The 23785-nt window shown below is 52.6% G+C and carries 26 protein-coding genes and 1 pseudogene; 11 read left to right on the forward strand and 16 right to left on the reverse strand.

Going from position 1 to position 23785, the window contains the following annotated elements:
* Positions 1 to 65: 65 nt before the first annotated feature.
* On the reverse strand, positions 66 to 1064 hold the full coding sequence (gene zipA / locus C4F37_RS16325) for a cell division protein ZipA (RefSeq protein WP_001539289.1): 999 nt from the start codon (positions 1062 to 1064) through the stop codon (positions 66 to 68).
* A 229-nt stretch (positions 1065 to 1293) separates the two neighbouring features.
* On the opposite strand from zipA, the gene cysZ reads away from it, so the two are divergent.
* From cysZ to crr, 5 genes are all read left to right on the forward strand, one after another.
* On the forward strand, positions 1294 to 2055 hold the full coding sequence (gene cysZ, locus C4F37_RS16330; RefSeq protein WP_000254839.1) for a sulfate transporter CysZ: 762 nt from the start codon (positions 1294 to 1296) through the stop codon (positions 2053 to 2055).
* Between the two features lie 184 nt (positions 2056 to 2239).
* Positions 2240 to 3211, forward strand: a complete 972-nt coding sequence (cysK, locus tag C4F37_RS16335; protein WP_000034402.1) for a cysteine synthase A — start codon at positions 2240 to 2242, stop codon at positions 3209 to 3211.
* A gap of 383 nt (positions 3212 to 3594) precedes the next feature.
* Complete coding sequence (ptsH, locus tag C4F37_RS16340; protein ID WP_000487600.1) at positions 3595 to 3852, forward strand: phosphocarrier protein Hpr; 258 nt, start codon at positions 3595 to 3597, stop codon at positions 3850 to 3852.
* A 44-nt stretch (positions 3853 to 3896) separates the two neighbouring features.
* A complete protein-coding gene (gene ptsI, locus C4F37_RS16345; RefSeq protein ID WP_000623136.1) occupies positions 3897 to 5624 on the forward strand; it encodes a phosphoenolpyruvate-protein phosphotransferase PtsI in 1728 nt (575 codons plus the stop codon).
* 40 nt (positions 5625 to 5664) lie between these two features.
* The gene (crr, locus tag C4F37_RS16350; RefSeq protein WP_000522247.1) at positions 5665 to 6174 is read left to right on the forward strand and encodes a PTS glucose transporter subunit IIA; all 510 of its coding nucleotides are present in this window, start codon (positions 5665 to 5667) and stop codon (positions 6172 to 6174) included.
* 42 nt (positions 6175 to 6216) lie between these two features.
* Here crr and pdxK read toward each other — a convergent pair whose 3' ends face one another.
* Complete coding sequence (gene pdxK / locus C4F37_RS16355; RefSeq protein ID WP_000096640.1) at positions 6217 to 7068, reverse strand: pyridoxine/pyridoxal/pyridoxamine kinase; 852 nt, start codon at positions 7066 to 7068, stop codon at positions 6217 to 6219.
* A gap of 104 nt (positions 7069 to 7172) precedes the next feature.
* Between pdxK and C4F37_RS16360 the strand changes: the two genes are divergently transcribed.
* On the forward strand, positions 7173 to 7541 hold the full coding sequence (locus tag C4F37_RS16360) for a YfeK family protein (protein ID WP_000719965.1): 369 nt from the start codon (positions 7173 to 7175) through the stop codon (positions 7539 to 7541).
* A gap of 2 nt (positions 7542 to 7543) precedes the next feature.
* On the opposite strand, the gene cysM is transcribed toward C4F37_RS16360, so the two are convergent.
* From cysM to ucpA, 6 genes are all read right to left on the reverse strand, one after another.
* Positions 7544 to 8455: a cysteine synthase B gene (gene cysM, locus C4F37_RS16365; protein ID WP_001539293.1), complete on the reverse strand. Its 912-nt coding sequence runs from the start codon at positions 8453 to 8455 to the stop codon at positions 7544 to 7546.
* Positions 8456 to 8589: 134 nt separating this feature from the next.
* A complete protein-coding gene (gene cysA / locus C4F37_RS16370) occupies positions 8590 to 9687 on the reverse strand; it encodes a sulfate/thiosulfate ABC transporter ATP-binding protein CysA (protein ID WP_000021034.1) in 1098 nt (365 codons plus the stop codon).
* Positions 9677 to 10552 (reverse strand): sulfate/thiosulfate ABC transporter permease CysW, encoded by an 876-nt coding sequence (gene cysW, locus C4F37_RS16375; protein ID WP_000852686.1) that lies wholly within the window; start codon positions 10550 to 10552, stop codon positions 9677 to 9679. Before cysW ends, cysA begins: the two co-directional genes overlap by 11 nt.
* Positions 10552 to 11385 (reverse strand): sulfate/thiosulfate ABC transporter permease CysT, encoded by an 834-nt coding sequence (gene cysT / locus C4F37_RS16380; RefSeq protein WP_000458408.1) that lies wholly within the window; start codon positions 11383 to 11385, stop codon positions 10552 to 10554. Before cysT ends, cysW begins: the two co-directional genes overlap by 1 nt.
* The gene (gene cysP, locus C4F37_RS16385) at positions 11385 to 12401 is read right to left on the reverse strand and encodes a thiosulfate/sulfate ABC transporter substrate-binding protein CysP (RefSeq protein WP_000290263.1); all 1017 of its coding nucleotides are present in this window, start codon (positions 12399 to 12401) and stop codon (positions 11385 to 11387) included. The genes cysT and cysP overlap by 1 nt, the downstream gene beginning before the upstream one ends.
* Positions 12402 to 12558: 157 nt before the next feature.
* A complete protein-coding gene (gene ucpA, locus C4F37_RS16390; RefSeq protein ID WP_000517443.1) occupies positions 12559 to 13350 on the reverse strand; it encodes an SDR family oxidoreductase UcpA in 792 nt (263 codons plus the stop codon).
* 279 nt (positions 13351 to 13629) lie between these two features.
* Between ucpA and murQ the strand changes: the two genes are divergently transcribed.
* The 3 genes and pseudogenes from murQ to C4F37_RS27880 all read left to right on the forward strand — a co-directional run.
* Positions 13630 to 14526: an N-acetylmuramic acid 6-phosphate etherase gene (gene murQ, locus C4F37_RS16395; RefSeq protein ID WP_001539296.1), complete on the forward strand. Its 897-nt coding sequence runs from the start codon at positions 13630 to 13632 to the stop codon at positions 14524 to 14526.
* Positions 14527 to 14529: 3 nt separating this feature from the next.
* A complete protein-coding gene (murP, locus tag C4F37_RS16400; RefSeq protein ID WP_001040459.1) occupies positions 14530 to 15954 on the forward strand; it encodes a PTS N-acetylmuramic acid transporter subunit IIBC in 1425 nt (474 codons plus the stop codon).
* 2 nt (positions 15955 to 15956) lie between these two features.
* Positions 15957 to 16043 (forward strand): annotated as a pseudogene (locus C4F37_RS27880) (hypothetical protein); the annotation flags it as partial.
* A gap of 88 nt (positions 16044 to 16131) precedes the next feature.
* Here the strand turns inward: C4F37_RS27880 and yfeX are convergent.
* From yfeX to C4F37_RS16420, 4 genes are all read right to left on the reverse strand, one after another.
* Positions 16132 to 17031, reverse strand: a complete 900-nt coding sequence (gene yfeX / locus C4F37_RS16405; RefSeq protein ID WP_000084590.1) for a porphyrinogen peroxidase — start codon at positions 17029 to 17031, stop codon at positions 16132 to 16134.
* Between the two features lie 95 nt (positions 17032 to 17126).
* Complete coding sequence (locus C4F37_RS16410) at positions 17127 to 17702, reverse strand: RpoE-regulated lipoprotein (RefSeq protein ID WP_000838948.1); 576 nt, start codon at positions 17700 to 17702, stop codon at positions 17127 to 17129.
* 60 nt (positions 17703 to 17762) lie between these two features.
* A complete protein-coding gene (locus C4F37_RS16415) occupies positions 17763 to 18212 on the reverse strand; it encodes a DUF2919 domain-containing protein (RefSeq protein WP_001539298.1) in 450 nt (149 codons plus the stop codon).
* Positions 18199 to 18624 carry a GNAT family acetyltransferase gene (locus C4F37_RS16420; RefSeq protein ID WP_000406000.1) on the reverse strand — a complete coding sequence of 142 codons (426 nt, stop codon included), beginning with the start codon at positions 18622 to 18624 and terminating at the stop codon, positions 18199 to 18201. The genes C4F37_RS16415 and C4F37_RS16420 overlap by 14 nt, the downstream gene beginning before the upstream one ends.
* Before the next feature lie 213 nt (positions 18625 to 18837).
* Here C4F37_RS16420 and amiA point away from each other — a divergent pair, with 213 nt between their 5' ends.
* Positions 18838 to 19707 carry an N-acetylmuramoyl-L-alanine amidase AmiA gene (gene amiA, locus C4F37_RS16425; RefSeq protein ID WP_000102910.1) on the forward strand — a complete coding sequence of 290 codons (870 nt, stop codon included), beginning with the start codon at positions 18838 to 18840 and terminating at the stop codon, positions 19705 to 19707.
* Positions 19708 to 19710: 3 nt separating this feature from the next.
* On the forward strand, positions 19711 to 20610 hold the full coding sequence (gene hemF / locus C4F37_RS16430) for an oxygen-dependent coproporphyrinogen oxidase (RefSeq protein WP_001298446.1): 900 nt from the start codon (positions 19711 to 19713) through the stop codon (positions 20608 to 20610).
* Positions 20611 to 20615: 5 nt separating this feature from the next.
* Here hemF and eutR read toward each other — a convergent pair whose 3' ends face one another.
* From eutR to eutC, 4 genes are read right to left on the reverse strand one after another with little or no spacing between them, the layout of a single operon-like run.
* Positions 20616 to 21668, reverse strand: coding sequence for an HTH-type transcriptional regulator EutR (gene eutR / locus C4F37_RS16435; RefSeq protein ID WP_000753709.1), 1053 nt, complete (start codon positions 21666 to 21668; stop codon positions 20616 to 20618).
* A gap of 45 nt (positions 21669 to 21713) precedes the next feature.
* Positions 21714 to 22214 (reverse strand): ethanolamine utilization microcompartment protein EutK, encoded by a 501-nt coding sequence (gene eutK / locus C4F37_RS16440; RefSeq protein ID WP_001295463.1) that lies wholly within the window; start codon positions 22212 to 22214, stop codon positions 21714 to 21716.
* Positions 22215 to 22226: 12 nt separating this feature from the next.
* Positions 22227 to 22886, reverse strand: coding sequence for an ethanolamine utilization microcompartment protein EutL (gene eutL / locus C4F37_RS16445; RefSeq protein WP_001774013.1), 660 nt, complete (start codon positions 22884 to 22886; stop codon positions 22227 to 22229).
* A gap of 9 nt (positions 22887 to 22895) precedes the next feature.
* Entirely contained in the window at positions 22896 to 23783 is an 888-nt protein-coding gene (gene eutC / locus C4F37_RS16450) for an ethanolamine ammonia-lyase subunit beta (RefSeq protein WP_000372316.1), read from the reverse strand.
* Between the last annotated feature and the right edge of the window lie 2 nt (positions 23784 to 23785).

Consider the following 23785-nt stretch of genomic DNA (forward strand, 5'->3'; position numbering starts at 1 on the left):
ACCATCAATGCTAAAAACCCCCGACAAGCGGGGGTTCGAAGAGGAGTTAATTTGCCTTAAGTGTATCAGGCGTTGGCGTCTTTGACTTCGCGGATGATGTCCTGGTACTCGCGCAATTTCTGCGGAGTCATCATACGGCGCTGATCGTCAAGCACTACACCGCCCACTTCATCGGCAATATGCTGCGCAGATTGCAGCATCAGCTTAAAGTTCTGCAGCTCGTCACCGTAAGACGGTACCTGCATAAAGATAGTGACACCCGGAGTAGTGAAATCCTTCATTTCAGGATCAAAGGTTCCCGGTTTCACCATATTCGCCAGGCTGAATAACGCCGGGCCGCTGCCATCCGGGCTAAGATGACGATGGTAAATGTTCATATCGCCAAAAATGAAGCCCGCTTGTTGAATGCTGTTAAGAAGCAGTTCACCGTTTAACTCGCTACCGTGATGCGCCGCGACGTTCATGATAATCACCGCCTCTTTGCGCTTCGGTTTATCCGTAACTGGAGCCGGTTCCGCTACAGGCTCAGGCTGTGGTGCCGCTACGGGTTCTGCAGGCTGGAAAGCCTGTTGTGCCGGTTGCGGTGCTGAATGCACTGGCTGCGGCGCTGACGCGACCTGTGGCGAAACAGGCTGCTGCAACGGCTGTTCAGGCTGCGGCTGATAGGCAGGCTGCTGCACAGGTTGCTGCACCGGCTGCGTTGGACGCGGAGCATGTTGCGGCGGTACCTGCGCTTCAGGCGGCTGCTGGACCGGTTGACGCGGCTGCGCAGACGCATAAGGCGGTTGGTACTGGTGTTGCGGCGACGGACGAGCAACCTCATGCTCCTGGGCGTTAGCCGGGGCATGATTCACGCGGTGAACACGAACCTCACCAACGCCCTCATCATCTTCGACATCCTCGTCATAAGAATCGTCGTCACGTTTTGACTTCATTCGTTTTAATGGCCGATCGCGGAACATAGAAGATCGTTCTTTACGGCTGGTCCAGAAACCATGTACCAGTAAAGCGATTATGGCGATCGCGCCAACAATGATTAATATCAGACGCAAATCCTGCATCATTATATTCTCTGTTGTTCTAACACCTTGCCACCACGGCAAACATTTACTCACTAAGAGTATTTGCCGATTACCTCAAGTGCAAGTGCACTATTAACTTTCACAGCACAAAGATAGATGAAATCGTGCTTTTTGCTGTTTTTTCGAACATATCCTAACTGTCCATTGCGCAATTACCCGGTAAAATACGCAGAATTTTCCTGGGATTGGTCAAAAGGAGCTCATCCTGATTATGGTTTCATCATTCACATCTGCCCCACGCAGCGGTTTTTACTATTTTGCGCAAGGCTGGAAGCTCGTCTCGCAACCTGGGATTCGGCGTTTCGTTATTTTACCGCTGCTGGTCAATATTTTGTTGATGGGGGGCGCATTCTGGTGGCTCTTTACGCAACTCGATGTCTGGATCCCGACTCTCATGAGTTATGTTCCGGACTGGTTACAATGGCTGAGCTATCTGTTGTGGCCCCTGGCTGTCATCTCTGTGCTGTTAGTGTTTGGCTATTTCTTCTCAACGATTGCTAACTGGATTGCTGCTCCGTTCAACGGTTTATTGGCTGAACAACTGGAAGCAAGACTGACTGGCGCTACACCGCCAGATACCGGAATTTTCGGTATCATGAAAGATGTGCCGCGAATCATGAAACGCGAATGGCAAAAATTTGCCTGGTATCTGCCGCGCGCAATTGTATTGCTAATTCTTTACTTCATCCCTGGCATTGGGCAAACCGTCGCGCCGGTACTGTGGTTCCTGTTTAGCGCCTGGATGTTAGCCATCCAGTATTGTGATTACCCCTTCGATAACCACAAAGTGCCGTTTAAAGAGATGCGCACCGCCCTGCGCACACGCAAAATCACCAATATGCAGTTTGGTGCTTTAACCAGCCTGTTTACGATGATCCCGCTGCTTAATCTGTTCATTATGCCCGTTGCCGTTTGTGGCGCGACGGCGATGTGGGTCGATTGCTATCGCGATAAACACGCCATGTGGCGGTAACAATCTACCGGTTATTTTGTAAACCGTTTGTGTGAAACAGGGGGGGCTTATACCGCCCCTTATTCCATCTTGCATGTCATTATTTCCCTTCTGCATATAGATATGCTAAATCCTTACTTCCGCATATTCTCTGAGCGGGTATGCTACCTGTTGTATCCCAATTTCATACAGTTAAGGACAGGCCATGAGTAAGATTTTTGAAGATAACTCGCTGACTATCGGTCACACGCCGCTGGTTCGCCTGAATCGCATCGGTAACGGACGCATTCTGGCGAAGGTGGAATCTCGTAACCCCAGCTTCAGCGTTAAGTGCCGTATCGGTGCCAACATGATTTGGGATGCCGAAAAGCGCGGCGTGCTGAAACCAGGCGTTGAACTGGTTGAACCAACCAGCGGTAATACCGGGATTGCACTGGCCTATGTAGCTGCCGCTCGCGGTTACAAACTTACCCTGACCATGCCAGAAACCATGAGTATTGAACGCCGCAAGCTGCTGAAAGCGTTAGGTGCAAACCTGGTGCTGACCGAAGGTGCTAAAGGCATGAAAGGCGCAATCCAAAAAGCAGAAGAAATTGTCGCCAGCAATCCAGAGAAATACCTGCTGCTGCAACAATTCAGCAATCCGGCAAACCCTGAAATTCACGAAAAAACCACCGGTCCGGAGATCTGGGAAGATACCGACGGTCAGGTTGATGTATTTATTGCTGGCGTTGGGACTGGCGGTACGCTGACTGGCGTCAGCCGCTACATTAAAGGCACCAAAGGCAAGACCGATCTTATCTCTGTCGCCGTTGAGCCAACCGATTCTCCAGTTATCGCCCAGGCGCTGGCAGGTGAAGAGATTAAACCTGGTCCGCATAAAATTCAGGGTATTGGCGCTGGTTTTATCCCGGCTAACCTTGATCTCAAGCTGGTCGACAAAGTCATTGGCATCACCAATGAAGAAGCCATTTCTACCGCACGTCGTCTGATGGAAGAAGAAGGTATTCTTGCTGGTATCTCTTCTGGAGCAGCTGTTGCTGCGGCGTTGAAACTACAAGAAGATGAAAGCTTTACCAATAAGAATATTGTGGTTATTCTGCCGTCATCGGGTGAGCGTTATTTAAGCACTGCATTGTTTGCCGATCTTTTCACTGAGAAAGAACTGCAACAGTAATGCCAGCTTGTAAAAAATGCGTAAAAAAGCACCTTTTTAGGTGCTTTTTTGTGGCCTGCTTCAAACTTTCGCCCCTCCTGGCATTGATTCAGCCTGTCGGAACTGGTATTTAACCAGACTAATTATTTTGATGCGCGAAATTAATCGTTACAGGAAAAGCCAAAGCTGAATCGATTTTATGATTTGGTTCAATTCTTCCTTTAGCGGCATAATGTTTAATGACGTACGAAACGTCAGCGGTCAACACCCGCCAGCAATGGACTGTATTACGCTCTTCGTGCGTCGCGTCTGTTAAAAACTGGCGCTAACAATACAGGCTAAAGTCGAACCGCCAGGCTAGACTTTAGTTCCACAACACTAAACCTATAAGTTGGGGAAATACAATGTTCCAGCAAGAAGTTACCATTACCGCTCCGAACGGTCTGCACACCCGCCCTGCTGCCCAGTTTGTAAAAGAAGCTAAGGGCTTCACTTCTGAAATTACTGTGACTTCCAACGGCAAAAGCGCCAGCGCGAAAAGCCTGTTTAAACTGCAGACTCTGGGCCTGACTCAAGGTACCGTTGTGACTATCTCCGCAGAAGGCGAAGACGAGCAGAAAGCGGTTGAACATCTGGTTAAACTGATGGCGGAACTCGAGTAATTTCCCGGGTTCTTTTAAAAATCAGTCACAAGTAAGGTAGGGTTATGATTTCAGGCATTTTAGCATCCCCGGGTATCGCTTTCGGTAAAGCTCTGCTTCTGAAAGAAGACGAAATTGTCATTGACCGGAAAAAAATTTCTGCCGACCAGGTTGATCAGGAAGTTGAACGTTTTCTGAGCGGTCGTGCCAAGGCATCAGCCCAGCTGGAAACGATCAAAACGAAAGCTGGTGAAACGTTCGGTGAAGAAAAAGAAGCCATCTTTGAAGGGCATATTATGCTGCTCGAAGATGAGGAGCTGGAGCAGGAAATCATAGCCCTGATTAAAGATAAGCACATGACAGCTGACGCAGCTGCTCATGAAGTTATCGAAGGTCAGGCTTCTGCCCTGGAAGAGCTGGATGATGAATACCTGAAAGAACGTGCGGCTGACGTACGTGATATCGGTAAGCGCCTGCTGCGCAACATCCTGGGCCTGAAGATTATCGACCTGAGCGCCATTCAGGATGAAGTCATTCTGGTTGCCGCTGACCTGACGCCGTCCGAAACCGCACAGCTGAACCTGAAGAAGGTGCTGGGTTTCATCACCGACGCGGGTGGCCGTACTTCCCACACCTCTATCATGGCGCGTTCTCTGGAACTGCCTGCTATCGTGGGTACCGGTAGCGTCACCTCTCAGGTGAAAAATGACGACTATCTGATTCTGGATGCCGTAAATAATCAGGTTTACGTCAATCCAACCAACGAAGTTATTGATAAAATGCGCGCTGTTCAGGAGCAAGTGGCTTCTGAAAAAGCAGAGCTTGCTAAACTGAAAGATCTGCCAGCTATTACGCTGGACGGTCACCAGGTAGAAGTGTGCGCTAACATTGGTACGGTTCGTGACGTTGAAGGTGCAGAGCGTAACGGCGCTGAAGGCGTTGGTCTGTATCGTACTGAGTTCCTGTTCATGGACCGCGACGCGCTGCCCACTGAAGAAGAACAGTTTGCTGCTTACAAAGCAGTGGCTGAAGCGTGTGGCTCTCAGGCGGTTATCGTTCGTACCATGGACATCGGCGGCGACAAAGAGCTGCCATACATGAACTTCCCGAAAGAAGAGAACCCGTTCCTCGGCTGGCGCGCTATCCGTATCGCGATGGATCGTAAAGAGATCCTGCGCGATCAGCTCCGCGCTATCCTGCGTGCCTCTGCTTTCGGTAAATTGCGCATCATGTTCCCGATGATCATCTCTGTTGAAGAAGTGCGTGCACTGCGCAAAGAGATCGAAATCTACAAACAGGAACTGCGCGACGAAGGTAAAGCGTTTGACGAGTCAATTGAAATCGGCGTAATGGTGGAAACACCGGCTGCCGCAACAATTGCACGTCATTTAGCCAAAGAAGTTGATTTCTTTAGTATCGGCACCAATGATTTAACGCAGTACACTCTGGCAGTTGACCGTGGTAATGATATGATTTCACACCTTTACCAGCCAATGTCACCGTCCGTGCTGAACTTGATCAAGCAAGTTATTGATGCTTCTCATGCTGAAGGCAAATGGACTGGCATGTGTGGTGAGCTTGCTGGCGATGAACGTGCTACACTTCTGTTGCTGGGGATGGGTCTGGACGAATTCTCTATGAGCGCCATTTCTATCCCGCGCATTAAGAAGATTATCCGTAACACGAACTTCGAAGATGCGAAGGTGTTAGCAGAGCAGGCTCTTGCTCAACCGACAACGGACGAGTTAATGACGCTGGTTAACAAGTTCATTGAAGAAAAAACAATCTGCTAATCCACGAGATGCGGCCCAATTTACTGCTTAGGAGAAGATCATGGGTTTGTTCGATAAACTGAAATCTCTGGTTTCCGACGACAAGAAGGATACCGGAACTATTGAGATCATTGCTCCGCTCTCTGGCGAGATCGTCAATATCGAAGACGTGCCGGATGTCGTTTTTGCGGAAAAAATCGTTGGTGATGGCATTGCTATCAAACCAACGGGTAACAAAATGGTCGCGCCTGTAGACGGCACCATTGGTAAAATCTTTGAAACCAACCACGCGTTCTCTATCGAATCTGATAGCGGCGTTGAGCTGTTCGTCCACTTCGGTATCGACACCGTTGAACTGAAAGGCGAAGGCTTCAAGCGTATTGCTGAAGAAGGTCAGCGTGTGAAAGTTGGTGATACTGTCATTGAATTTGATCTGCCGCTGCTGGAAGAGAAAGCCAAGTCTACCCTGACTCCGGTTGTTATCTCCAACATGGACGAAATCAAAGAACTGATCAAACTGTCCGGTAGCGTAACCGTGGGTGAAACCCCGGTTATCCGCATCAAGAAGTAATTCTTGCCGCAGTGAAAAATGGCGCCCATCGGCGCCATTTTTTTATGCTTCAGCCAGAGGCGGCAAAATCAATTCATCGCTCTCATGCTGCTGGGTATAGCGCATCACTTCCAGTACGCGCAATCCCGCGCGGTGTACCGCATCGGTTAACGCCTTCCCTTTCAGCAATCCACTGATAAGCTGAGCACAAAACAGGTCGCCAGTCCCTTTCAGGTCAGTTTTAACCCGGGAATGGGAAATGACATTCACGCTGTCGGCACTGACCACCACCACCTGCATCTCCTGATTTTCTTCATTGCCGGAGGCGCTGGTAATCACCACCCACTTTAATGTGTCTGAAAGCAGACTTTTTGCGGCAGCAATGGCACTGTCGAGATCGCGGCAATCTTTACCGGTCAGGATTTCCAGCTCAAAGATATTGGGGGTAATTCCCTGTGCCAGCGGCAGTAAATATTGTCGATACGCCTCGGGAAGGTCAGGTTTGACATAAATTCCGCTATCAATATCGCCAATCACCGGATCGACCATGATCAATAGGTCAGGATGGTCTTTGCGTAGCGCAGTCAGCCACTCGGCAAGGATTTTGATTTGCGATGCCGTTCCCATATAGCCCGTGGTTACAGCACGAAGTTGGCGCAGCGCATCACGCTCCTGAAGCGCACGCAAATAACCGCTAAACCATTCATCCGGAATCGCACCACCGTAGAAAGTGTCATAATGCGGCGTATTGCTCAGCAATACCGTCGGCACGGCAAAGACATTCAGGCCGTTCTGCTTTATAGCAGGCACCGCAATGCTGTTGCCTACGCTGCCGTACACTACCTGCGACTGCACGGCGACGATATCCGCCTGCAGTGCCCTGCTCTTATCGTTAAACAACAACAAACTACTCATTTAATTTTTTCTCCTTGCCGATGATCCTCATCGTATTCCAGCCGAAACTTTACCTGATTCTGGCAGTCAAATCGGCTATTACAAAACAAGGATAAGGTAATTCAGTGAAGAAAATCATTTGTCTGGTCGTTACGCTGCTAATGACACTCCCCGCTTATGCGAAGTTAACGGCCCATGAAGAAGCCCGTATCAACGCCATGCTGGAGGGATTAGCACAGAAAAAGGATTTGATATTTGTGCGCAACGGTGATGAACATACCTGCGATGAAGCGGTTTCTCATCTGCGCCTGAAGCTGGGCAATACCCGTAATCGCATTGATACAGCCGAGCAGTTTATTGACAAGGTGGCCTCGTCGTCATCGATTACCGGGAAGCCGTATATCGTGAAGATGCCCGGTAAGAGCGATGAGAACGCACAGCCTTTTTTACATGCGTTAATTGCGCAGACGGATAAAACGGTGCCTGCGCAATAATCTTAAATCCCCGCCCCCTGGCTAAAATGCTCTTCCCCAAACACCCCGGTAGAAAGGTAGCGATCGCCACGATCGCAGATGATCGCCACCACCACCGCGCCAGGGTTAGCTTTTGCCACCCGCAGTGCTCCGGCAACCGCGCCGCCGGAGCTTACGCCGCAGAAAATCCCTTCCCGCACTGCCAGTTCGCGCATGGTGTTTTCCGCATCGCGCTGATGAATATCCAGCACCTCATCCACCAGAGAAGCATTGAAAATCCCCGGCAGATATTCCGCAGGCCAGCGGCGAATGCCGGGAATACTGCTGCCTTCTTCCGGCTGCAGGCCAACAATGGTCACCGGTTTGGATTGTTCGCGCATAAAGCGTGACACGCCGGTGATAGTGCCGGTTGTTCCCATGCTGGAGACAAAATGGGTAATACGCCCGCCAGTTTGCTGCCAGATTTCCGGCCCGGTAGTGGTGTAATGGGCGTAAGGGTTATCGGGATTATTGAACTGATCGAGCAACTTTCCTTCGCCGCAATTCGCCATCTCCAGCGCCAGATCGCGTGCGCCTTCCATGCCCTGTTCTTTGGTGACCAGAATCAGTTCTGCACCGTAGGCACGCATCGCCGCACGGCGTTCCTGGCTCATGTTGTCGGGCATCAGCAATTTCATGCGATAGCCTTTAAGCGCCGCAATCATTGCCAGCGCAATGCCGGTGTTACCACTGGTGGCTTCGATCAGCACATCACCCGGTTTAATCTCGCCGCGCTTTTCCGCCTCGACAATCATCGAAAGCGCCGCACGGTCTTTTACCGATCCCGCCGGGTTATTGCCTTCCAGTTTTAACCACACTTCACTGCCGTTATCCGGCGCCATTCGCTGCAACTTCACCAGAGGCGTATTGCCTATTGTTTGTTCTAATGTACTCACGATCTCTGTCCATACGTGGTGTTGCCTGATGCGACGCTTACGCGTCTTATCAGACCTACAGGTTACAAAACCTTGCCATTAAAAAACCCGGATCGCGGGAAGCGCCTCCGGGCGTTTAACATTCACTCAACCTATCAGGCGCTTTGTGCGAGAGCAAGTTCCTCATCGCGGGTTTCAATACGCTCATCGCCGTTATACAGCCGCGCATGTTGCAGACCAACGTATAAACGATCGCCACGCTGCGGGGCATCGTCGCCATGCATCACGACCGTCAGCGGTTCGTTGTACCACCCCAGCGGCTGCACCACTAATTGGGTGTAGTGACCTTTCGGGCTGGCTTCCAGTACCTGTACGGGTAGCGGCGAATCGAGGCTGGTACGGCGGCTGATATCCACTTCCCACGGGCGCAGGAAGAGATCCACCGGCCCCTGATACGCGGGGGTGTATCCCAGCGGCCAGCGATGTGCGCCAACGTGGAACTGCCCGCCGCGAATGGTTCCCTGCAGGCGGTTTACCTCGCCCATAAACTCCAGCACAAAACGAGTCGCCGGTTCACGCCATACCTGATCCGGTGCGTCAGCTTGTTCAATATTGCCCTGACTCATCACCACTACACGATCAGCTACTTCGGTCGCCTCTTCCTGGTCGTGGGTCACGAACACGCTGGTGAATTTCAGTTCTTCATGCAGTTGACGCAGCCAGCGACGCAGCTCTTTACGCACCTGCGCATCCAGCGCGCCAAACGGTTCATCAAGCAGCAAAATTTGCGGTTCCACAGCCAGCGCGCGTGCAAGCGCCACACGCTGTTTCTGACCGCCGGAAAGCTGCGCCGGATAACGATCCGCCAGATGAGCAAGCTGCACCATCTCCAGCAATTTTGTCACTTTCGCTTTGATCGCCGCCGCATTCGGGCGTTCACGCCGTGGCAACACCGTCAGGCCAAAAGCGATATTGTCAAACACCGTCATATGGCGAAACAGCGCGTAATGCTGGAACACGAAACCGACTTTACGGTCCCGCGCGTGCAGACGGCTCACGTCGGTACCGTGAAAGCGAATATGCCCACTGGTTTGATGCTCCAGCCCGGCGATAATGCGCAGCAGCGTAGTTTTTCCGGAACCGGACGGCCCAAGCAACGCGACCATCTGACCAGAAGGAATATCCAGTGAGATATCGTTCAGCACCTGGGTGCGACCAAAAGACTTCTTAATATTGGCAATCTCAATGCTCATGATGTTCCTCCTGCTGCGCGCGTTTTTCCTGATTTTCCAGGCGCCACTGCAACATACTCTTTAAAAACAGGGTGATAATCGCCATCAGCGTCAACAACGCGGCGGCGGTAAAGGAGCCGACGGTGTTGTAGTCCTGCTCCAGCAATTCAATCTGTAACGGCAGCGACAGGGTTTCGCCACGAATCGAGCCGGAAACCACCGATACCGCGCCAAACTCGCCAATCGCGCGGGCGTTGGTCAGCACCACGCCGTAAAGCAGCGCCCAGCGGATGTTCGGCAGCGTGACGCGACGGAACATCTGCCAGCCGGACGCGCCAAGTAAAATCGCCGCTTCGTCTTCCTGGCTGCCCTGACTTAACATTACCGGTACCAGTTCGCGCACCACAAACGGACACGTCACGAAGATGGTGACCAGCACCATACCCGGCCAGGAGAACATAATTTGCAGATTATGTTCATCCAGCCAGCCGCCCAGCGGGCCGTTAGAGCCGTAGAACAGCAGATACACCAGACCAGCAACCACCGGCGACACGGCAAACGGAATGTCCAGCAGCGTCAGCAATAGCTGGCGTCCGGGGAAGTTAAAGCGCGTCACCAGCCAGGCCAGCAGAATGCCGAACACCAGGTTTACCGGTACGGCAATCAGCGCGATCATCACCGTCAGCCAGATGGCGTGCAGCATGTCCGGATCGGCCAGATTTTGTAACACCGGCATCAGTCCTTTGCTGAACGCCTGTACGAAGATATAAATCATCGGCACCAGCAGGATGAACGCCGATACCAGCATCCCGATGCCAATCAGAAACCATTTGCCCCAGTTAATCGGGCGCGCGTCATAACGCTTCAATTGTGTCACTTCCGCCATTAATGACCTACCACACGCCGACCAAAGCGACTTTGCAGAGTGTTAATTGAGAACAGCAACAGCAGCGATGCCGCGAGGATCACCGAGGCAATCGCGCTCGCCGCCGGGTAATCAAACTCCTGTAAGCGAACAAAGATCATCAGCGACGTCACTTCTGTTTTCCAGGCGATATTCCCGGCGATAAAAATCACCGCGCCAAACTCACCGAGGCTGCGGGTAAACGACAGCGCCACACCCGCCACCAGCGCCGGAGATAGTTCCGGCAGCACCACTTTGCGAAAACTCTGCCAGCGTGTTGCGCCGAGCGTTTCTGCCGCCTCTTCATATTCCGGGCCTAACTCTTCCAGCACCGGCTGCACGGTGCGCACCACAAACGGAATGCTGGTAAAGGCCATCGCCACCGCAATCCCCAGCCAGGTATAGGTGACTTTGATATCAAACTTCGCCAGCCATTCACCGTAAAAACCGTTCACGGAAAAGAGCGAGGCCAGCGTTAAACCGGCGACTGCCGTTGGCAGCGCAAAGGGTAAATCCATCAGCGCATCAAGCAGCGTGCGACCCGGAAAGCGATAGCGGGTTAAGATCCACGCCATCAGCAGACCGAAAACGCCGTTAAAAATCGATGCCACAAACGCCGACAGCAGCGTCACTTTATAGGCTGCGACCACCTGCGGGTTGGTGATCACCTCCCAGTACTGCGCCCAGCTCATCTGGGCCAGTTGCATCACCAGCGCGGAGAGCGGCAGCAGCAAAATCAGGCACACAAACAGCAGACTGGTGCCGAGGCTTAAGGTAAAGCCCGGCAGCACGCGTCTTGAAGAAACTGCAAACATTACTTACGCCCCGCCGCTAACAGCTTGTCTAACTCGCCGCCGCTGGTGAAGTGGGTTTTCATCACTTCCGGCCAGGAGCCAAATTTATCTTCCACGCGGAACAGCTCGGTCTGCGGGAATTTATCTTTCAGTTTGCCCATGACTTCCGGGTTATTTACGCGGTAGTAATAGTCGGTGATGATGGTTTGCGCCTGCGGGCTGTAGAGCCAGTTCAGGTAGGCTTTTGCCGCTTTTTCCGTGCCGTTGGCCTGTACGTTTTTATCCACCCACGCCACCGGGAATTCCGCCAGAATGTTGGTTTTCGGAATCACCACTTCAAAGCCCTGCGCTTCATACTGTTTACGGATGTTGTTCACTTCCGACTCGAAGCTGATCAGCACATCGCCCAGGCCGCGCTCGGCAAAAGTGGTGGTCGCGCCACGACCGCCAGTATCGAACACTTCAACGTTTTTCAGGAACTGGGTCATAAACTGTTCGGTTTTGGCTTTATCACCACCGTCGGCTTTGTCCGCTGCGCCCCATGCCGCAAGGTAGGTATAACGCGCGTTACCCGACGTTTTCGGGTTCGGGAAAATCAGCTTCACGTCAGAGCGTACCAGGTCGTTCCAGTCGTGGATATTCTTCGGGTTGCCCTTACGCACCAGGAAGCCCATGGTGGAGTAGAACGGCGAGCTATTATTCGGCAGGCGCGACTGCCAGTCCGCTGGGATCAGCTTGCCTTTATCGTGCAGGATTTGTACGTCGGTCACCTGGTTATAAGTGACAACGTCGGCTTTTAAACCCTGCAAAATTGCCAGCGCCTGTTTTGATGATCCGGCATGAGATTGTTTAATCGTCAGTTTGTCGCCACCGTTATCTTTTGCCCATTGTTGCTCAAACGGCGGGTTCAGGGCGGCAAACAGCTCGCGGGAGACGTCATAAGAACTGTTCAGCAGTTCCGTTGCCTGTACATGGCCCGCCAGTAGCAGAGAAGCAACCAGCACGAGTGAGTTCTTTTTCAGTAAGTTAACGGCCATTGCGCACCCTTATAAATTTAATGACTTTCTAATAGCCATCATATTTATAACGGACGTGAAAGGAGTAACGGTTTTATATACCGTTTGGTGATTTGGAAGTTGAAAAGGGAATAAGACGAAATCCTCCCCACAAATGCAGGGAGGAAACAGAGGTGAATCAGATGCCGACGCTAACCGTCTCCGGCAGTGTGCTGCCGCCATCAATCACATTCTGTGTACCGGTTAAATAGCTGGATTCATCCGATGCGAGGAAGGCCGCCAGTTCGCCGACTTCCAGCGGATCGGCGAGGCGACGCATCGGGATTGCTTTCGCCATTTCAGTCAGCACCGATTCTGGATCTTCCGGGTTCGACTGGCGGGCAATGCTTTCCGCCATTGGCGTGCGAACGTATCCAGGGCAGATGGCGTTAACGCGAATACCAGACTGCGCGTACTCCACCGCCAGCGATTTAGTCAGGCCAACAATCGCCGCTTTCGTTAAGGCGTACGCCGTTTCGCCCGGGTCTGCCACCATATCGCCAGTGACTGAAGACATCATCACAATCCGGCCATCTTTGCGGGCAATCATCTCCGGCAGCACCGCCTTCGTGACGTTCCATACGCCTTTTATATTGATATCAATATGGAAATCGCGATCTTCATCGCTCATATCAAGGAAACTGCCCAGACGACAAACGCCTGCGTTATTCACCAGAATATCAATGCGCCCTTCTTTTTCCTTAGCGCGCTTAATAGCTGCGGCTACCGACGCCGGGTCACGCACATCGGCGACAACCGCCGTACAGCGATGACCACGGCCACACAGTTCGTCCGCCAGCTTTTCGATCTCAGGGGAGATATCCAGCAAGATTAGGTTTGCGCCATGACGCGCAAAAGTTCTGGCAATTCCTTCGCCAATTCCCTGCAATGCGCCCGTAATCAGTGCTGTCTTGCCCGTGAGTTTACCCATTTTAATGCTCTCCTTGTTAATACAGAGCGTTACACTCCATTCCCTCTGAAAATACAGGATAAACAAAATATTGCTGCGGATCAGCTCACTAATTCAGGAAAATCTCAATTTAGTCGCTGCTTTATGCAGCACCTCAAACGTTACGTCAGCGCGCAATCATTTTCAGTGACATCACATGAGTAATATTCGGACTTAATGATTCCTTTGTGTCTATCAAATCGGGATATATGATCCCATTTATCTGCAATTATTTGATCGCAAATATTAAGGTCACCACCGATGCAACTTGAAAAGATGATTACCGAAGGCTCGAACGCCGCCTCGGCTGAAATTGACCGCGTATCAACGCTGGAAATGTGCCGGATTATCAACGATGAAGATAAAACCGTACCACTCGCCGTTGAGCGCGTACTGCCGGATATCGCCGCGGCGATCGATGTTATCCACACCCAGGTAAGCGGCGGCGGCCGTCTGATTTATCTCGGTGCGGGAACATCCGGTCGTCTGGGGATTCTGGATGCCAGCGAATGTCCGCCGACCTACGGCGTGAAACCGGGCCTGGTAGTTGGTTTGATTGCTGGCGGCGAATATGCCATTCAGCACGCGGTGGAAGGCGCAGAAGATAGCCGGGAAGGTGGTGTTAATGATCTGAAAAATATCGGCTTAACCGCGCAGGATGTGGTGGTTGGTATTGCGGCCAGCGGACGCACGCCGTATGTGATTGCCGGGCTGGAATACGCGCGCCAACTCGGCTGCCGTACAGTGGGCATTTCCTGTAATCCGGGGAGTGCCGTTTCATCCACCGCAGAGTTTGCTATTACGCCGGTAGTTGGTGCCGAAGTTGTTACCGGTTCTTCGCGAATGAAAGCAGGCACGGCGCAGAAACTGGTGCTCAACATGCTCTCCACCGGGCTGATGATTAAATCCGGCAAAGTGTTCGGCAACCTGATGGTCGATGTGGTCGCCACCAACGAAAAACTGCATGTGCGCCAGGTCAATATCGTCAAAAACGCTACCGGATGTAATGCCGAACAAGCGGAAGCGGCGTTAATTGCTTGCGAGCGCAACTGTAAAACGACCATTGTGATGGTACTGAAAAATCTCGATGCCGATGAAGCTAAAAAATGCCTGGATCAACACGGCGGTTTTATTCGCAAGGCTCTGGAAAAGGAATAACCCATGGCTAAAGAGATCAGCAGTGAACTTCTGAACACCATTCTTACCCGGGTCGGCGGACCGGGAAATATCGCCAGTTGTGGTAACTGTATGACGCGCCTGCGTCTGGGTGTACATGACAGTTCATTGGTTGATCCCGATATCAAAACGCTGGAAGGCGTGAAGGGCGTCATTTTGACCAGCGATCAGGTGCAGGTGGTTTTTGGGCCAGGCAAAGCGCATCGTGCAGCAAAAGCCATGAGCGAGCTGCTGGGCGAGGCACCGGTACAGGATGCCGCAGAAATCGCCGCCCAGAATAAACGCCAGTTAAAAGCCAGACAAACTTCCGGCGTGCAACAATTTCTCGCCAAATTCGCCACCATCTTCACGCCGCTGATCCCCGGTTTTATTGCCGCCGGTCTGCTGCTGGGGATAGCGACGTTAATTGCCACGGTGATGCACGTTCCGGCAGATGCTCAGGGCACGCTACCCGATGCGCTGAATTTTATGAAGGTGTTCAGCAAAGGCCTGTTCACCTTCCTGGTAATTCTGGTGGGCTATAACGCGGCCCAGGCATTTGGTGGCACGGGCGTAAATGGCGCAATTATCGCTGCGCTCTTTTTGCTTGGTTATAACCCAACTGCAACCACGGGTTACTACGCCGGATTTCACGATTTCTTTGGTCTGCCCATCGATCCGCGCGGCAATATTATCGGCGTGTTGATCGCCGCGTGGGCCTGCGCCCGCATCGAAGGCATGGTGCGCCGCTTTATGCCCGACGACCTCGACATGCTGTTGACCTCATTAATCACCCTGCTGATCACCGCTACGCTTGCGTACCTGATCATTATGCCGCTGGGCGGCTGGCTGTTTGAAGGTATGTCATGGCTGTTTATGCACCTGAACAGTAATCCGCTCGGTTGTGCGGTTTTAGCCGGGCTGTTCCTGATCGCCGTGGTATTTGGCGTGCATCAGGGCTTTATTCCTGTTTATCTGGCGTTAATGGACAGCCAGGGATTCAACAGCTTATTTCCCATCCTTTCAATGGCAGGCGCAGGCCAGGTGGGCGCGGCGCTGGCGCTCTACTGGCGGGCGCAACCGCACAGTGCATTACGCAGTCAGGTCCGCGGGGCGATTATTCCCGGTCTGCTTGGCGTTGGCGAACCGCTGATTTACGGTGTCACCCTGCCCCGCATGAAACCGTTTGTTACCGCCTGTTTAGGCGGCGCGGCGGGCGGTTTGTTTATCGGCCTGATAGCCTGGTGGGGTCTGCCGATGGGCTTAAACAGCGCATTCGGGCCGTCTGGTCTGGTGGCGCTGCCGCTGATGACTTCCGCGCAAGGCATCCTTCCGGCAATGGCGGTTTACGCTGGCGGTATTCTGGTGGCATGGGTTAGTGGGTTTATTTTCACCACACTCTTTGGCTGCCGTAACGTCAATCTGGACTGATTATGAAACGGACAATGCTCTATCTTTCTCTGCTGGCTATTAGCTGTAGCGTCAGCGCCGCAAAATACCCTGTTCTGACAGAAAGTAGTTGATCAAGTGTATGCGGCGTTAAAGCAGTAATAAAAAGGCCAGTCAGTTGTGTTACTGGCTGGCCTTTAATCAATGAATCAGAAACGCTTACAGCGCCATCAACTTGTCCAGCGACGGCGCGAAGTAATAGCCGCCAGTGACCGGTTTGGTGAAACGCAACATCGCATCACGCTTACCATCTGTATCGCCAAACATGCTCAGCAGTTGCTGCTCAATGTTATGCAGACGCGCGCAGTAGGCGCAGAAGTACAGACCGTGAGTGCCACTGGCGGTGCCGTACGGCAGGCTCTGACGAACAATCTTCAGCCCTTTGCCATCTTCTTTCAGATCAACGCGGGTCAGGTGAGAGGTTTCCGGACGTTCGTCGCCGTCAATCTCTTCGTTGGCCTCTTTGGTGCGCCCGATCATCATCTCTTGATCGTGAACGCTCATCCGATTGAGCTGTTTCAGGTTGTGCTCCCAACGCTGCACAAACACATAGCTGCCGCCCGCATCCACGCCGTCTTTGATAACAGCCACTTCGCGGCGCGTCTCTTCACCCGCCGGGTTTTCTGTACCGTCAACAAAGCCGCTCAGGTCACGCTCTTCAACCCAACGGAAGCCGTGGATCTCTTCTTTCACTTCAATGCAGTCACCAAAGGCTTCCATCGCCGCCTGAGCGACAGAGAAGTTCACGTCGTGACGCAGAGAAAGAATGTGGATCAACACATCGAACTGGGTCGTCGGTGCAAGACCTTTACCGTAGCCCGGAAAATCTTTCAGCTCTTCGGCCCCAACGCCGCCGCTCAGAGCGCGCCAAGTATTGTTACCAAAGGCAACCACCGCACCAAGATGCGCGTCCGGGAATTTCGCTTCAAAAGTTGCCAGTTTGTCGGCAAATGTTTTACTGGCCGCACGCAGGGCGTCAACTTCCCCTTTCACGTTGGCTTCGATCCAAATCGCCGCGCGGCAATGTTCTGGCAAAATGCCACTCTGAACCTGAGACATTGTTCCTCCTGAAAATAATAATGCCACGCAATCCGTGGCATTGTTGGGCGCTATTTTACGTGTTTTTTCGCGGCGGCGGTTTGTTCAGACGCAAATTAACGCCGCCAGATAATTTTACTGACTTTCCAGTTTTTCAGGGTATCGTCCGAAGGCATTAACCCTTCAGGGCCACTCCATTCCCCGCTGAACTGGTAGCTAATATGTTGACTGCCTTCGGCTTTACATTCGACGGCACGATTATCATCACTGTCGGCCTTTTGGCAATTGCCAAATGCTTTGCTGTAAAGGTCACTAAACGGTGTACCGATTTTAACACCGGTGTCAGCAGGAATATCGCTATCCAGCACATCAATGCGGCTGATCGTGCCTTGATCACCGTTAATCACCATCGCCACGTTGTCGCCTTTCATCACTTCAAAAAAGCGCACCACGTTGCCGTTCGCGGTTTTCATTCCGCTGCGCAGGCGATAATCGCCATCAAGCGCATCAGCAATGGCTTGTTCTTGCAGTGGTGTGGACGCCGTTAATTCACCCACGCCCTGCTCGCTCACTTTGGTGGATGATCCAAACCAGTTCCACGGGTTAGCGGCCGACCAGTTAACTGACGACATCGTGGAACAGCCGGTCAGCATCAACGGCATAGCGCATAACATTAAACGCAGCGATTTCATGTCACTTCCTTTGGTTATTCAATAACGTTGATTGGAGTGCAAATTCACCAAAAAGTGCCGTTATTCTTTTTCTTCATTAAAACAAGCGCGTAAACGTCGATTGGTCAGCAGCCAGATTAACGCCACGATATCCGCCACTACCAGCGCCAGACCGATACCGCTAACGGATTCACCGTTCAGCCGCAGCCACGGTTGCCAACAAAGTAAAACCACTTGCGCCAACAGCAACAGAAAATAGAGCACATGCCAGATACGGGGAAATAAAGCCCGCCGACCACTCAGCAAAAATGCCAGCACCGCCGGAATACCGGGAATCAACCCCAGCCAGAAATTATCGTGATCGGGATAAAACAGATTCAGCAGCGCAGTACCCTGCTCGCGCGACGCTCCGGCAATGACAAACAGCACCCAGGTTCGCGCCTGAAGCAATAGCACAAGCCAGAAGAGCAAGGGTAAACGCAGGCGACCGTGCGCATCATAATGGACAGGATGAAACTCAGTACTCTTCATCTTCAATCAAACGCTTACCCAGACTCAACACGTCGGCGTGTTCATATCCCAGGCGTTCATACATTCCGAGCACCATGTCGTTATCTTCCGGCACGTTGATCTGAATTTTCGGACAGCCGCGAGCAATCAGCTTTTTCTCCAGCCGATTAAGCAACGCATTAGCAATCCCACGCCCACGAAACTCGGGATGCACGCCAAGATAATAAGCAGACCCGCGATGCCCGTCATAACCGCCCATCACCGTTCCGACCACTTCACCGTTCACCTCAGCGACCAGAAACAAACTGACGTCATGGTTCATCTTACGCTCGATGTCCATTTCCGGATCGTTCCACGGACGCAGCAAGTCGCAACGCTCCCAAAGGGTGATGACCTCTTCGAAATCTTCCTGGCGAAATACGCGTATCTCCATGGTATTCGTTACCTTTTTGCGGGTTAAAAGGCTGATTATGGCGTGAACGGTCGAATTAGCCAATATCTGACGAAAATCGGTTGAAAAAGTGGCATAATGGGGAGTTGTCAACTATTGAAATGAAAAGTAAAACAATTCTCAACAGCAAACCGTCGTAACGGATTACGCGATACGATATAACATCTGGAACTTTATTATTACAACTCAGGCCGTATGAGCACTTTTAAACCACTAAAAACACTCACTTCGCGCCGCCAGGTGCTGAAAGCCGGTTTGGCTGCCCTGACGTTGTCAGGAATGTCGCAAGCCATCGCCAAAGAAGAACCGTTAAAAACCAGTAACGGACACAGCAAGCCGAAAGCAAAAAAAAGCGGCGGCAGACGTGTCGTTGTTCTCGATCCTGGCCACGGCGGGATTGATACCGGAGCGATCGGACGCAACGGTTCGAAAGAAAAACATGTGGTGCTGGCAATTGCCAAGAATGTCCGTTCCATATTGCGTAATCATGGCATTGATGCGCGTTTAACGCGTTCTGGCGATACGTTTATCCCACTGTACGATCGCGTTGAAATCGCCCATAAACATGGCGCAGATCTGTTTATGTCAATTCATGCCGACGGCTTTACCAATCCGAAAGCTGCCGGTGCTTCGGTATTTGCCCTCTCTAACCGTGGGGCAAGTAGCGCAATGGCAAAATACCTGTCTGAACGCGAAAACCGCGCCGATGAAGTTGCCGGTAAAAAAGCGACTGACAAGGATCACCTATTGCAGCAAGTGCTGTTTGATCTGGTGCAAACCGATACTATTAAAAACAGCCTGACGCTCGGCTCGCATATTCTGAAAAAGATTAAGCCGGTGCATAAACTGCACAGCCGCAACACCGAACAAGCCGCGTTTGTGGTGTTGAAATCGCCGTCGGTTCCGTCGGTGCTGGTGGAAACCTCGTTTATCACCAACCCGGAAGAAGAGCGGCTGTTAGGCACTGCAGCGTTTCGCCAGAAAATCGCCACAGCGATTGCCGAAGGCGTGATCAGTTATTTCCACTGGTTTGACAACCAGAAAGCACACTCGAGAAAGCGGTAAGTGATGAAACCCGACGCACACCAGGTTAAACAGTTTCTGCTCAACCTTCAGGATACGATTTGTCAGCAGTTGAGCGCCGTCGATGGCGCAGAATTTGTCGAAGATAGCTGGCAGCGCGAAGCTGGCGGCGGCGGGCGTAGTCGGGTTTTGCGTAATGGTGGTGTTTTCGAACAGGCAGGCGTCAACTTTTCACATGTCCACGGTGAGGCGATGCCTGCTTCCGCCACCGCTCATCGTCCGGAACTTGCCGGGCGCAGTTTCGAGGCGATGGGCGTTTCGCTGGTGGTACATCCGCATAACCCGTATGTCCCCACCAGCCACGCGAATGTGCGCTTTTTTATTGCCGAAAAACCGGGTGCAGAGCCCGTCTGGTGGTTTGGCGGCGGCTTCGATTTAACCCCTTTCTATGGTTTTGAAGAAGACGCCATTCACTGGCACCGCACCGCCCGTGACCTGTGCCTGCCATTTGGCGAAGACGTTTATCCGCGTTACAAAAAGTGGTGCGACGAATACTTCTACCTCAAACATCGTAACGAACAGCGCGGCATTGGCGGGCTGTTCTTTGATGATCTGAACACGCCAGATTTCGACCACTGTTTTGCCTTTATGCAGGCGGTAGGCAAAGGCTACACCGACGCTTATTTGCCAATTGTAGAGCGACGAAAAGCGATGGCCTACGGCGAGCGCGAGCGCAATTTTCAGCTCTACCGTCGCGGTCGTTATGTCGAGTTCAATCTGGTCTGGGATCGCGGCACGCTGTTTGGCCTGCAAACTGGCGGGCGCACCGAGTCGATCCTGATGTCAATGCCGCCACTGGTACGCTGGGAGTATGATTATCAGCCAAAAGATGGCAGCCCAGAAGCGGCTTTAAGTGAGTTTATTAAGGTCAGGGATTGGGTGTAACTCCCTCACCCCCACTCCCGCATCCGCTGATGCAGCGTCAGTGACGGCTTCTCGGCAAACAGTTGCTGATAATCCGTGGCAAATTGCCCAAGATGCCAGAATCCCCACTGCATGGCGGCGTCTTTTACCGTTGTGCTTTGTGACCACGGACTTATGAGTTCGCGGCGCACGGCGTTCAGGCGAATACGTTTCAGCCACGCGTTCGGACCAATGCCCAAAATGGCGTGAAACGCGTTTTGTAGCGTGCGGCGGCTGACATGCAGTTGATTACACAAGTCCAGCACCGTCACCGGTTCGGACATGTTTTCCAGCACATATTCACGGGCGCGGGAAAGCAACCGACGGTAACTCTGATGACTGATGCTTTCCGCCGTCACCATTGGCTGCGCTTCTTCCAGCATCGCCCCCATCGCCATTAGCAAATTATCCCCCAGCACTTTACGCACAGCAGGCTGATGAAGATTTTCCGGGTTCTCGCAAAATGTCGCCAGCGCCTGTTGGACAAAGCCCCACAGCGCGGCTTTATGCTGCTCTTTCACTTCCAACGCCGACTGGCTACGCAGCATATGTAATACCCGATCCGGATTATGCAAAAAGTTAGCCTGACGGGTGATGACATCTTCAGAAAGCACTACGCCAAGGATGGTGTAATCGTCCGGCGTACTTAATTCAAACTCGGTTCCACCAGGGCGCGTCGCTATTTCTGCGCTTCCCAGACATTGCGAACCGATAAATCCCTGCTCACCGCGCGTCGCCGGAATGCCAAACCAGAACGAATTCGGCCAGACCAGGCACGACTGACGCAGCGCCAGACCGGTGTATTCACGAAAAACCTGAATATCATCGAGTAGAATTTCCGTAAATTCACCATGAAACTTGCCCGGATGCAGCTGATCGTAAATCTGCTGCCAGGCGGTAATTGTCAAAGCATGTTCATAGACGTCCGTTGTCTGTCGTTGATGAACATTATCCACTTCGACCTTCGGCGTGAGCTTCAGGTTTTCGGGTAAGGGTTCATGATAAAGATGGTGCAAATTGGCTGTACGGGTCTTTTTCATGATGTTAATGCCGGGTGTTGTAGGACACCCGGCACCTCCGACAGGTTAATGGGGCTTGAGACGATAACGACTACTGCGTTTACGTAACGTCCCGGCAGAAAAGAGCTGTTCGAGCGCATTTCTGGCTTTTTCGAGCGGCCAGCCAAAGTGGGCTGCCACTTCTCCTGCCGTCATTCCCTGACGTACTGATGTTAACAGCGCCAACAACTCGTCAGCAGATTCCGCGACGATAACTGGCGCGTCGGGTTCCTTTACGGGTTGCTTAGGCTGGCGGTTAAAGCCAGTAACCAGCCACTGGGTGTCATCGTCTGGCCGACCGATCTCCTTGCGGCTGATGACACGCCCGGTACGCATCGCGGCAGCACAACCTGCGTCCAGCGCCGCACGACACGCCGCCAGATCGCCTTCCACCACCAGCGTTAGGCGACCAGGGTCAAGCACTTCGTGACTGAGCAGACGAACGTTAGCTGCTTTGAGCATGGCATCAGCTGCATCTATCGCGGCGACCATGCCGTCCACTTCCAGCAATCCCAGTGCATTGATCATCGGCAACCTCCGTTACGCACGCTGGATTGGATTACGCGCGATTTCCAGCACTGCATCGGTAAAGGCGTTACAGGCTGCTTTACACGCGGCCTGGCTACCGGTTAAAAATGCTGCCGAGTAGTTGGTTTCAGACGGTGGCGGGACATAGGTCACCAGCTGCACGTCGGCAGATTTCAACGCTGCATCAATGCCGTAGGTCGCTTCCAGCGGCGGTGCCACCAGATACGCCATCGGATCGCCAAGCGTGATCCCGGCGGTTGATGAGAGATAAGAACCGGTACGCGAAACTACATGTGCCAGGAAGGCTGTGTTTTCTGCGTCATTAGCCCACTGGAAAGCAGCGCCATTTTCAATATTCGCAACCATCGCATCCAGACCAGCACGCACTTCCGCCGGGTTTGGTCCACCAAGCATAATCAGCACCTCACCGACAGTCGGTGACGGACCGTGTGCAGCGCCCGCATACAGCGATCGACCATATACCACTTCGACCATCGCCTGCTTGGTCGCTTCGTCAGCCGCAATGTAGGTGACGTCATCTGAATCAGCAGAAATCAGCCCGAGGCTACGAATATGCGGCGGCAATTTCAGTTCACGTGCAAATTCGGCGTTAACGGAGGCAATCACCCGCATGGCGGTTACTGACGGTCGAATCAAATCTAAAGCTGGCATGATGCCTCCTTATCGGGTCATGTTGATGCCGGATGCTTTCTGCTCCAGCATACGTTTCGCCAAATCCACAATGACGGCTGCGGCTTCAACCGGCGGCGTGCCGCCCTGGTGAATGTTAGAGATACAGGTGCGATCGGCCTCAACGGTGGTCGCCATACGCGGCGAGTAAACGGCGTAGCAGGAGAGGCTTTCTGACTGCCCCAACCCCGGACGTTCGCCCACCAGCAGGATCACTACTTTCGCGCCTAGGATCTCACCGATCTGATCTTCAATCTTCACGCGACCATAACGTACAAAGAATGGCGTACCGACTTTCAGCCCGGCTTGCTTCAGGCCCGCCATCAGCGGCGGCAGGATCTCTTCGTAGTTCACGGTGATCGCATCAGTTGACAGGCCATCAGAAATAACGACCTGCACGTCCGGATTAGCAACACACTGTGCTTTCAGCGCTTCAACAGCTTCTGCACACAGGCGGCGGCCCATATCCGGACGAGTCAGGTAGAGATTTTTGTCGCTGATTTCGGAGCGGACTTCCAGCAAGCCCTGCGCTTTCACCCACTCTTCCGGTACTTCTTTCAGTACGGTATCTTTCGAACGAGAGTGATCGGCCAGGAAACGCAGCAACGCCTGGGTACGCGGACGCGGACCGGCACGACCGGTACAAACGCGGGCCACGGTGCTGCGACGCAGTTCTGTTAATACGTCCGCGCGATGTGGGTTTTCCACACCAATCCACGCTTTTGCTTCCGCAGAACCTAAATCCAGCGCGCAGCTTTCCGAGGTCACCGGTGCCGCACAGTTGGTGGTGGCGCACTTTGCTTCTGACGGCGCGGGGGCCGCTTGTCCCATTGACGCCATCACGCTGCGTACAATTTCTTCAATCTGTTTTTGATCCATGA

The sequence above is a fragment of the Escherichia sp. R1 genome (assembly GCF_003000935.1).
GTDB classification, from domain to species: Bacteria; Pseudomonadota; Gammaproteobacteria; order Enterobacterales; family Enterobacteriaceae; genus Escherichia; species Escherichia coli.

What these genes read in the sequence shown, in the direction of transcription:
- cysT (WP_000458408.1), bottom strand. Translation starts at nt 11,385, where the DNA reads ATGTTTGCAGTTTCTTCAAGACGCGTGCTGCCGGGCTTTACCTTAAGC.
- eutK (WP_001295463.1), bottom strand. Translation starts at nt 22,214, where the DNA reads ATGATCAATGCACTGGGATTGCTGGAAGTGGACGGCATGGTCGCCGCG.
- C4F37_RS16420 (WP_000406000.1), bottom strand. Translation starts at nt 18,624, where the DNA reads ATGGAGATACGCGTATTTCGCCAGGAAGATTTCGAAGAGGTCATCACC.
- cysA (WP_000021034.1), bottom strand. Translation starts at nt 9,687, where the DNA reads ATGAGCATTGAGATTGCCAATATTAAGAAGTCTTTTGGTCGCACCCAG.
- ptsI (WP_000623136.1), top strand. Translation starts at nt 3,897, where the DNA reads ATGATTTCAGGCATTTTAGCATCCCCGGGTATCGCTTTCGGTAAAGCT.
- amiA (WP_000102910.1), top strand. Translation starts at nt 18,838, where the DNA reads ATGAGCACTTTTAAACCACTAAAAACACTCACTTCGCGCCGCCAGGTG.
- cysW (WP_000852686.1), bottom strand. Translation starts at nt 10,552, where the DNA reads ATGGCGGAAGTGACACAATTGAAGCGTTATGACGCGCGCCCGATTAAC.
- murP (WP_001040459.1), top strand. Translation starts at nt 14,530, where the DNA reads ATGGCTAAAGAGATCAGCAGTGAACTTCTGAACACCATTCTTACCCGG.
- C4F37_RS16415 (WP_001539298.1), bottom strand. Translation starts at nt 18,212, where the DNA reads ATGAAGAGTACTGAGTTTCATCCTGTCCATTATGATGCGCACGGTCGC.
- ptsH (WP_000487600.1), top strand. Translation starts at nt 3,595, where the DNA reads ATGTTCCAGCAAGAAGTTACCATTACCGCTCCGAACGGTCTGCACACC.
- ucpA (WP_000517443.1), bottom strand. Translation starts at nt 13,350, where the DNA reads ATGGGTAAACTCACGGGCAAGACAGCACTGATTACGGGCGCATTGCAG.
- C4F37_RS16410 (WP_000838948.1), bottom strand. Translation starts at nt 17,702, where the DNA reads ATGAAATCGCTGCGTTTAATGTTATGCGCTATGCCGTTGATGCTGACC.
- crr (WP_000522247.1), top strand. Translation starts at nt 5,665, where the DNA reads ATGGGTTTGTTCGATAAACTGAAATCTCTGGTTTCCGACGACAAGAAG.
- pdxK (WP_000096640.1), bottom strand. Translation starts at nt 7,068, where the DNA reads ATGAGTAGTTTGTTGTTGTTTAACGATAAGAGCAGGGCACTGCAGGCG.
- eutC (WP_000372316.1), bottom strand. Translation starts at nt 23,783, where the DNA reads ATGGATCAAAAACAGATTGAAGAAATTGTACGCAGCGTGATGGCGTCA.
- zipA (WP_001539289.1), bottom strand. Translation starts at nt 1,064, where the DNA reads ATGATGCAGGATTTGCGTCTGATATTAATCATTGTTGGCGCGATCGCC.
- hemF (WP_001298446.1), top strand. Translation starts at nt 19,711, where the DNA reads ATGAAACCCGACGCACACCAGGTTAAACAGTTTCTGCTCAACCTTCAG.
- cysK (WP_000034402.1), top strand. Translation starts at nt 2,240, where the DNA reads ATGAGTAAGATTTTTGAAGATAACTCGCTGACTATCGGTCACACGCCG.
- cysP (WP_000290263.1), bottom strand. Translation starts at nt 12,401, where the DNA reads ATGGCCGTTAACTTACTGAAAAAGAACTCACTCGTGCTGGTTGCTTCT.
- cysZ (WP_000254839.1), top strand. Translation starts at nt 1,294, where the DNA reads ATGGTTTCATCATTCACATCTGCCCCACGCAGCGGTTTTTACTATTTT.
- eutL (WP_001774013.1), bottom strand. Translation starts at nt 22,886, where the DNA reads ATGCCAGCTTTAGATTTGATTCGACCGTCAGTAACCGCCATGCGGGTG.
- eutR (WP_000753709.1), bottom strand. Translation starts at nt 21,668, where the DNA reads ATGAAAAAGACCCGTACAGCCAATTTGCACCATCTTTATCATGAACCC.
- yfeX (WP_000084590.1), bottom strand. Translation starts at nt 17,031, where the DNA reads ATGTCTCAGGTTCAGAGTGGCATTTTGCCAGAACATTGCCGCGCGGCG.
- murQ (WP_001539296.1), top strand. Translation starts at nt 13,630, where the DNA reads ATGCAACTTGAAAAGATGATTACCGAAGGCTCGAACGCCGCCTCGGCT.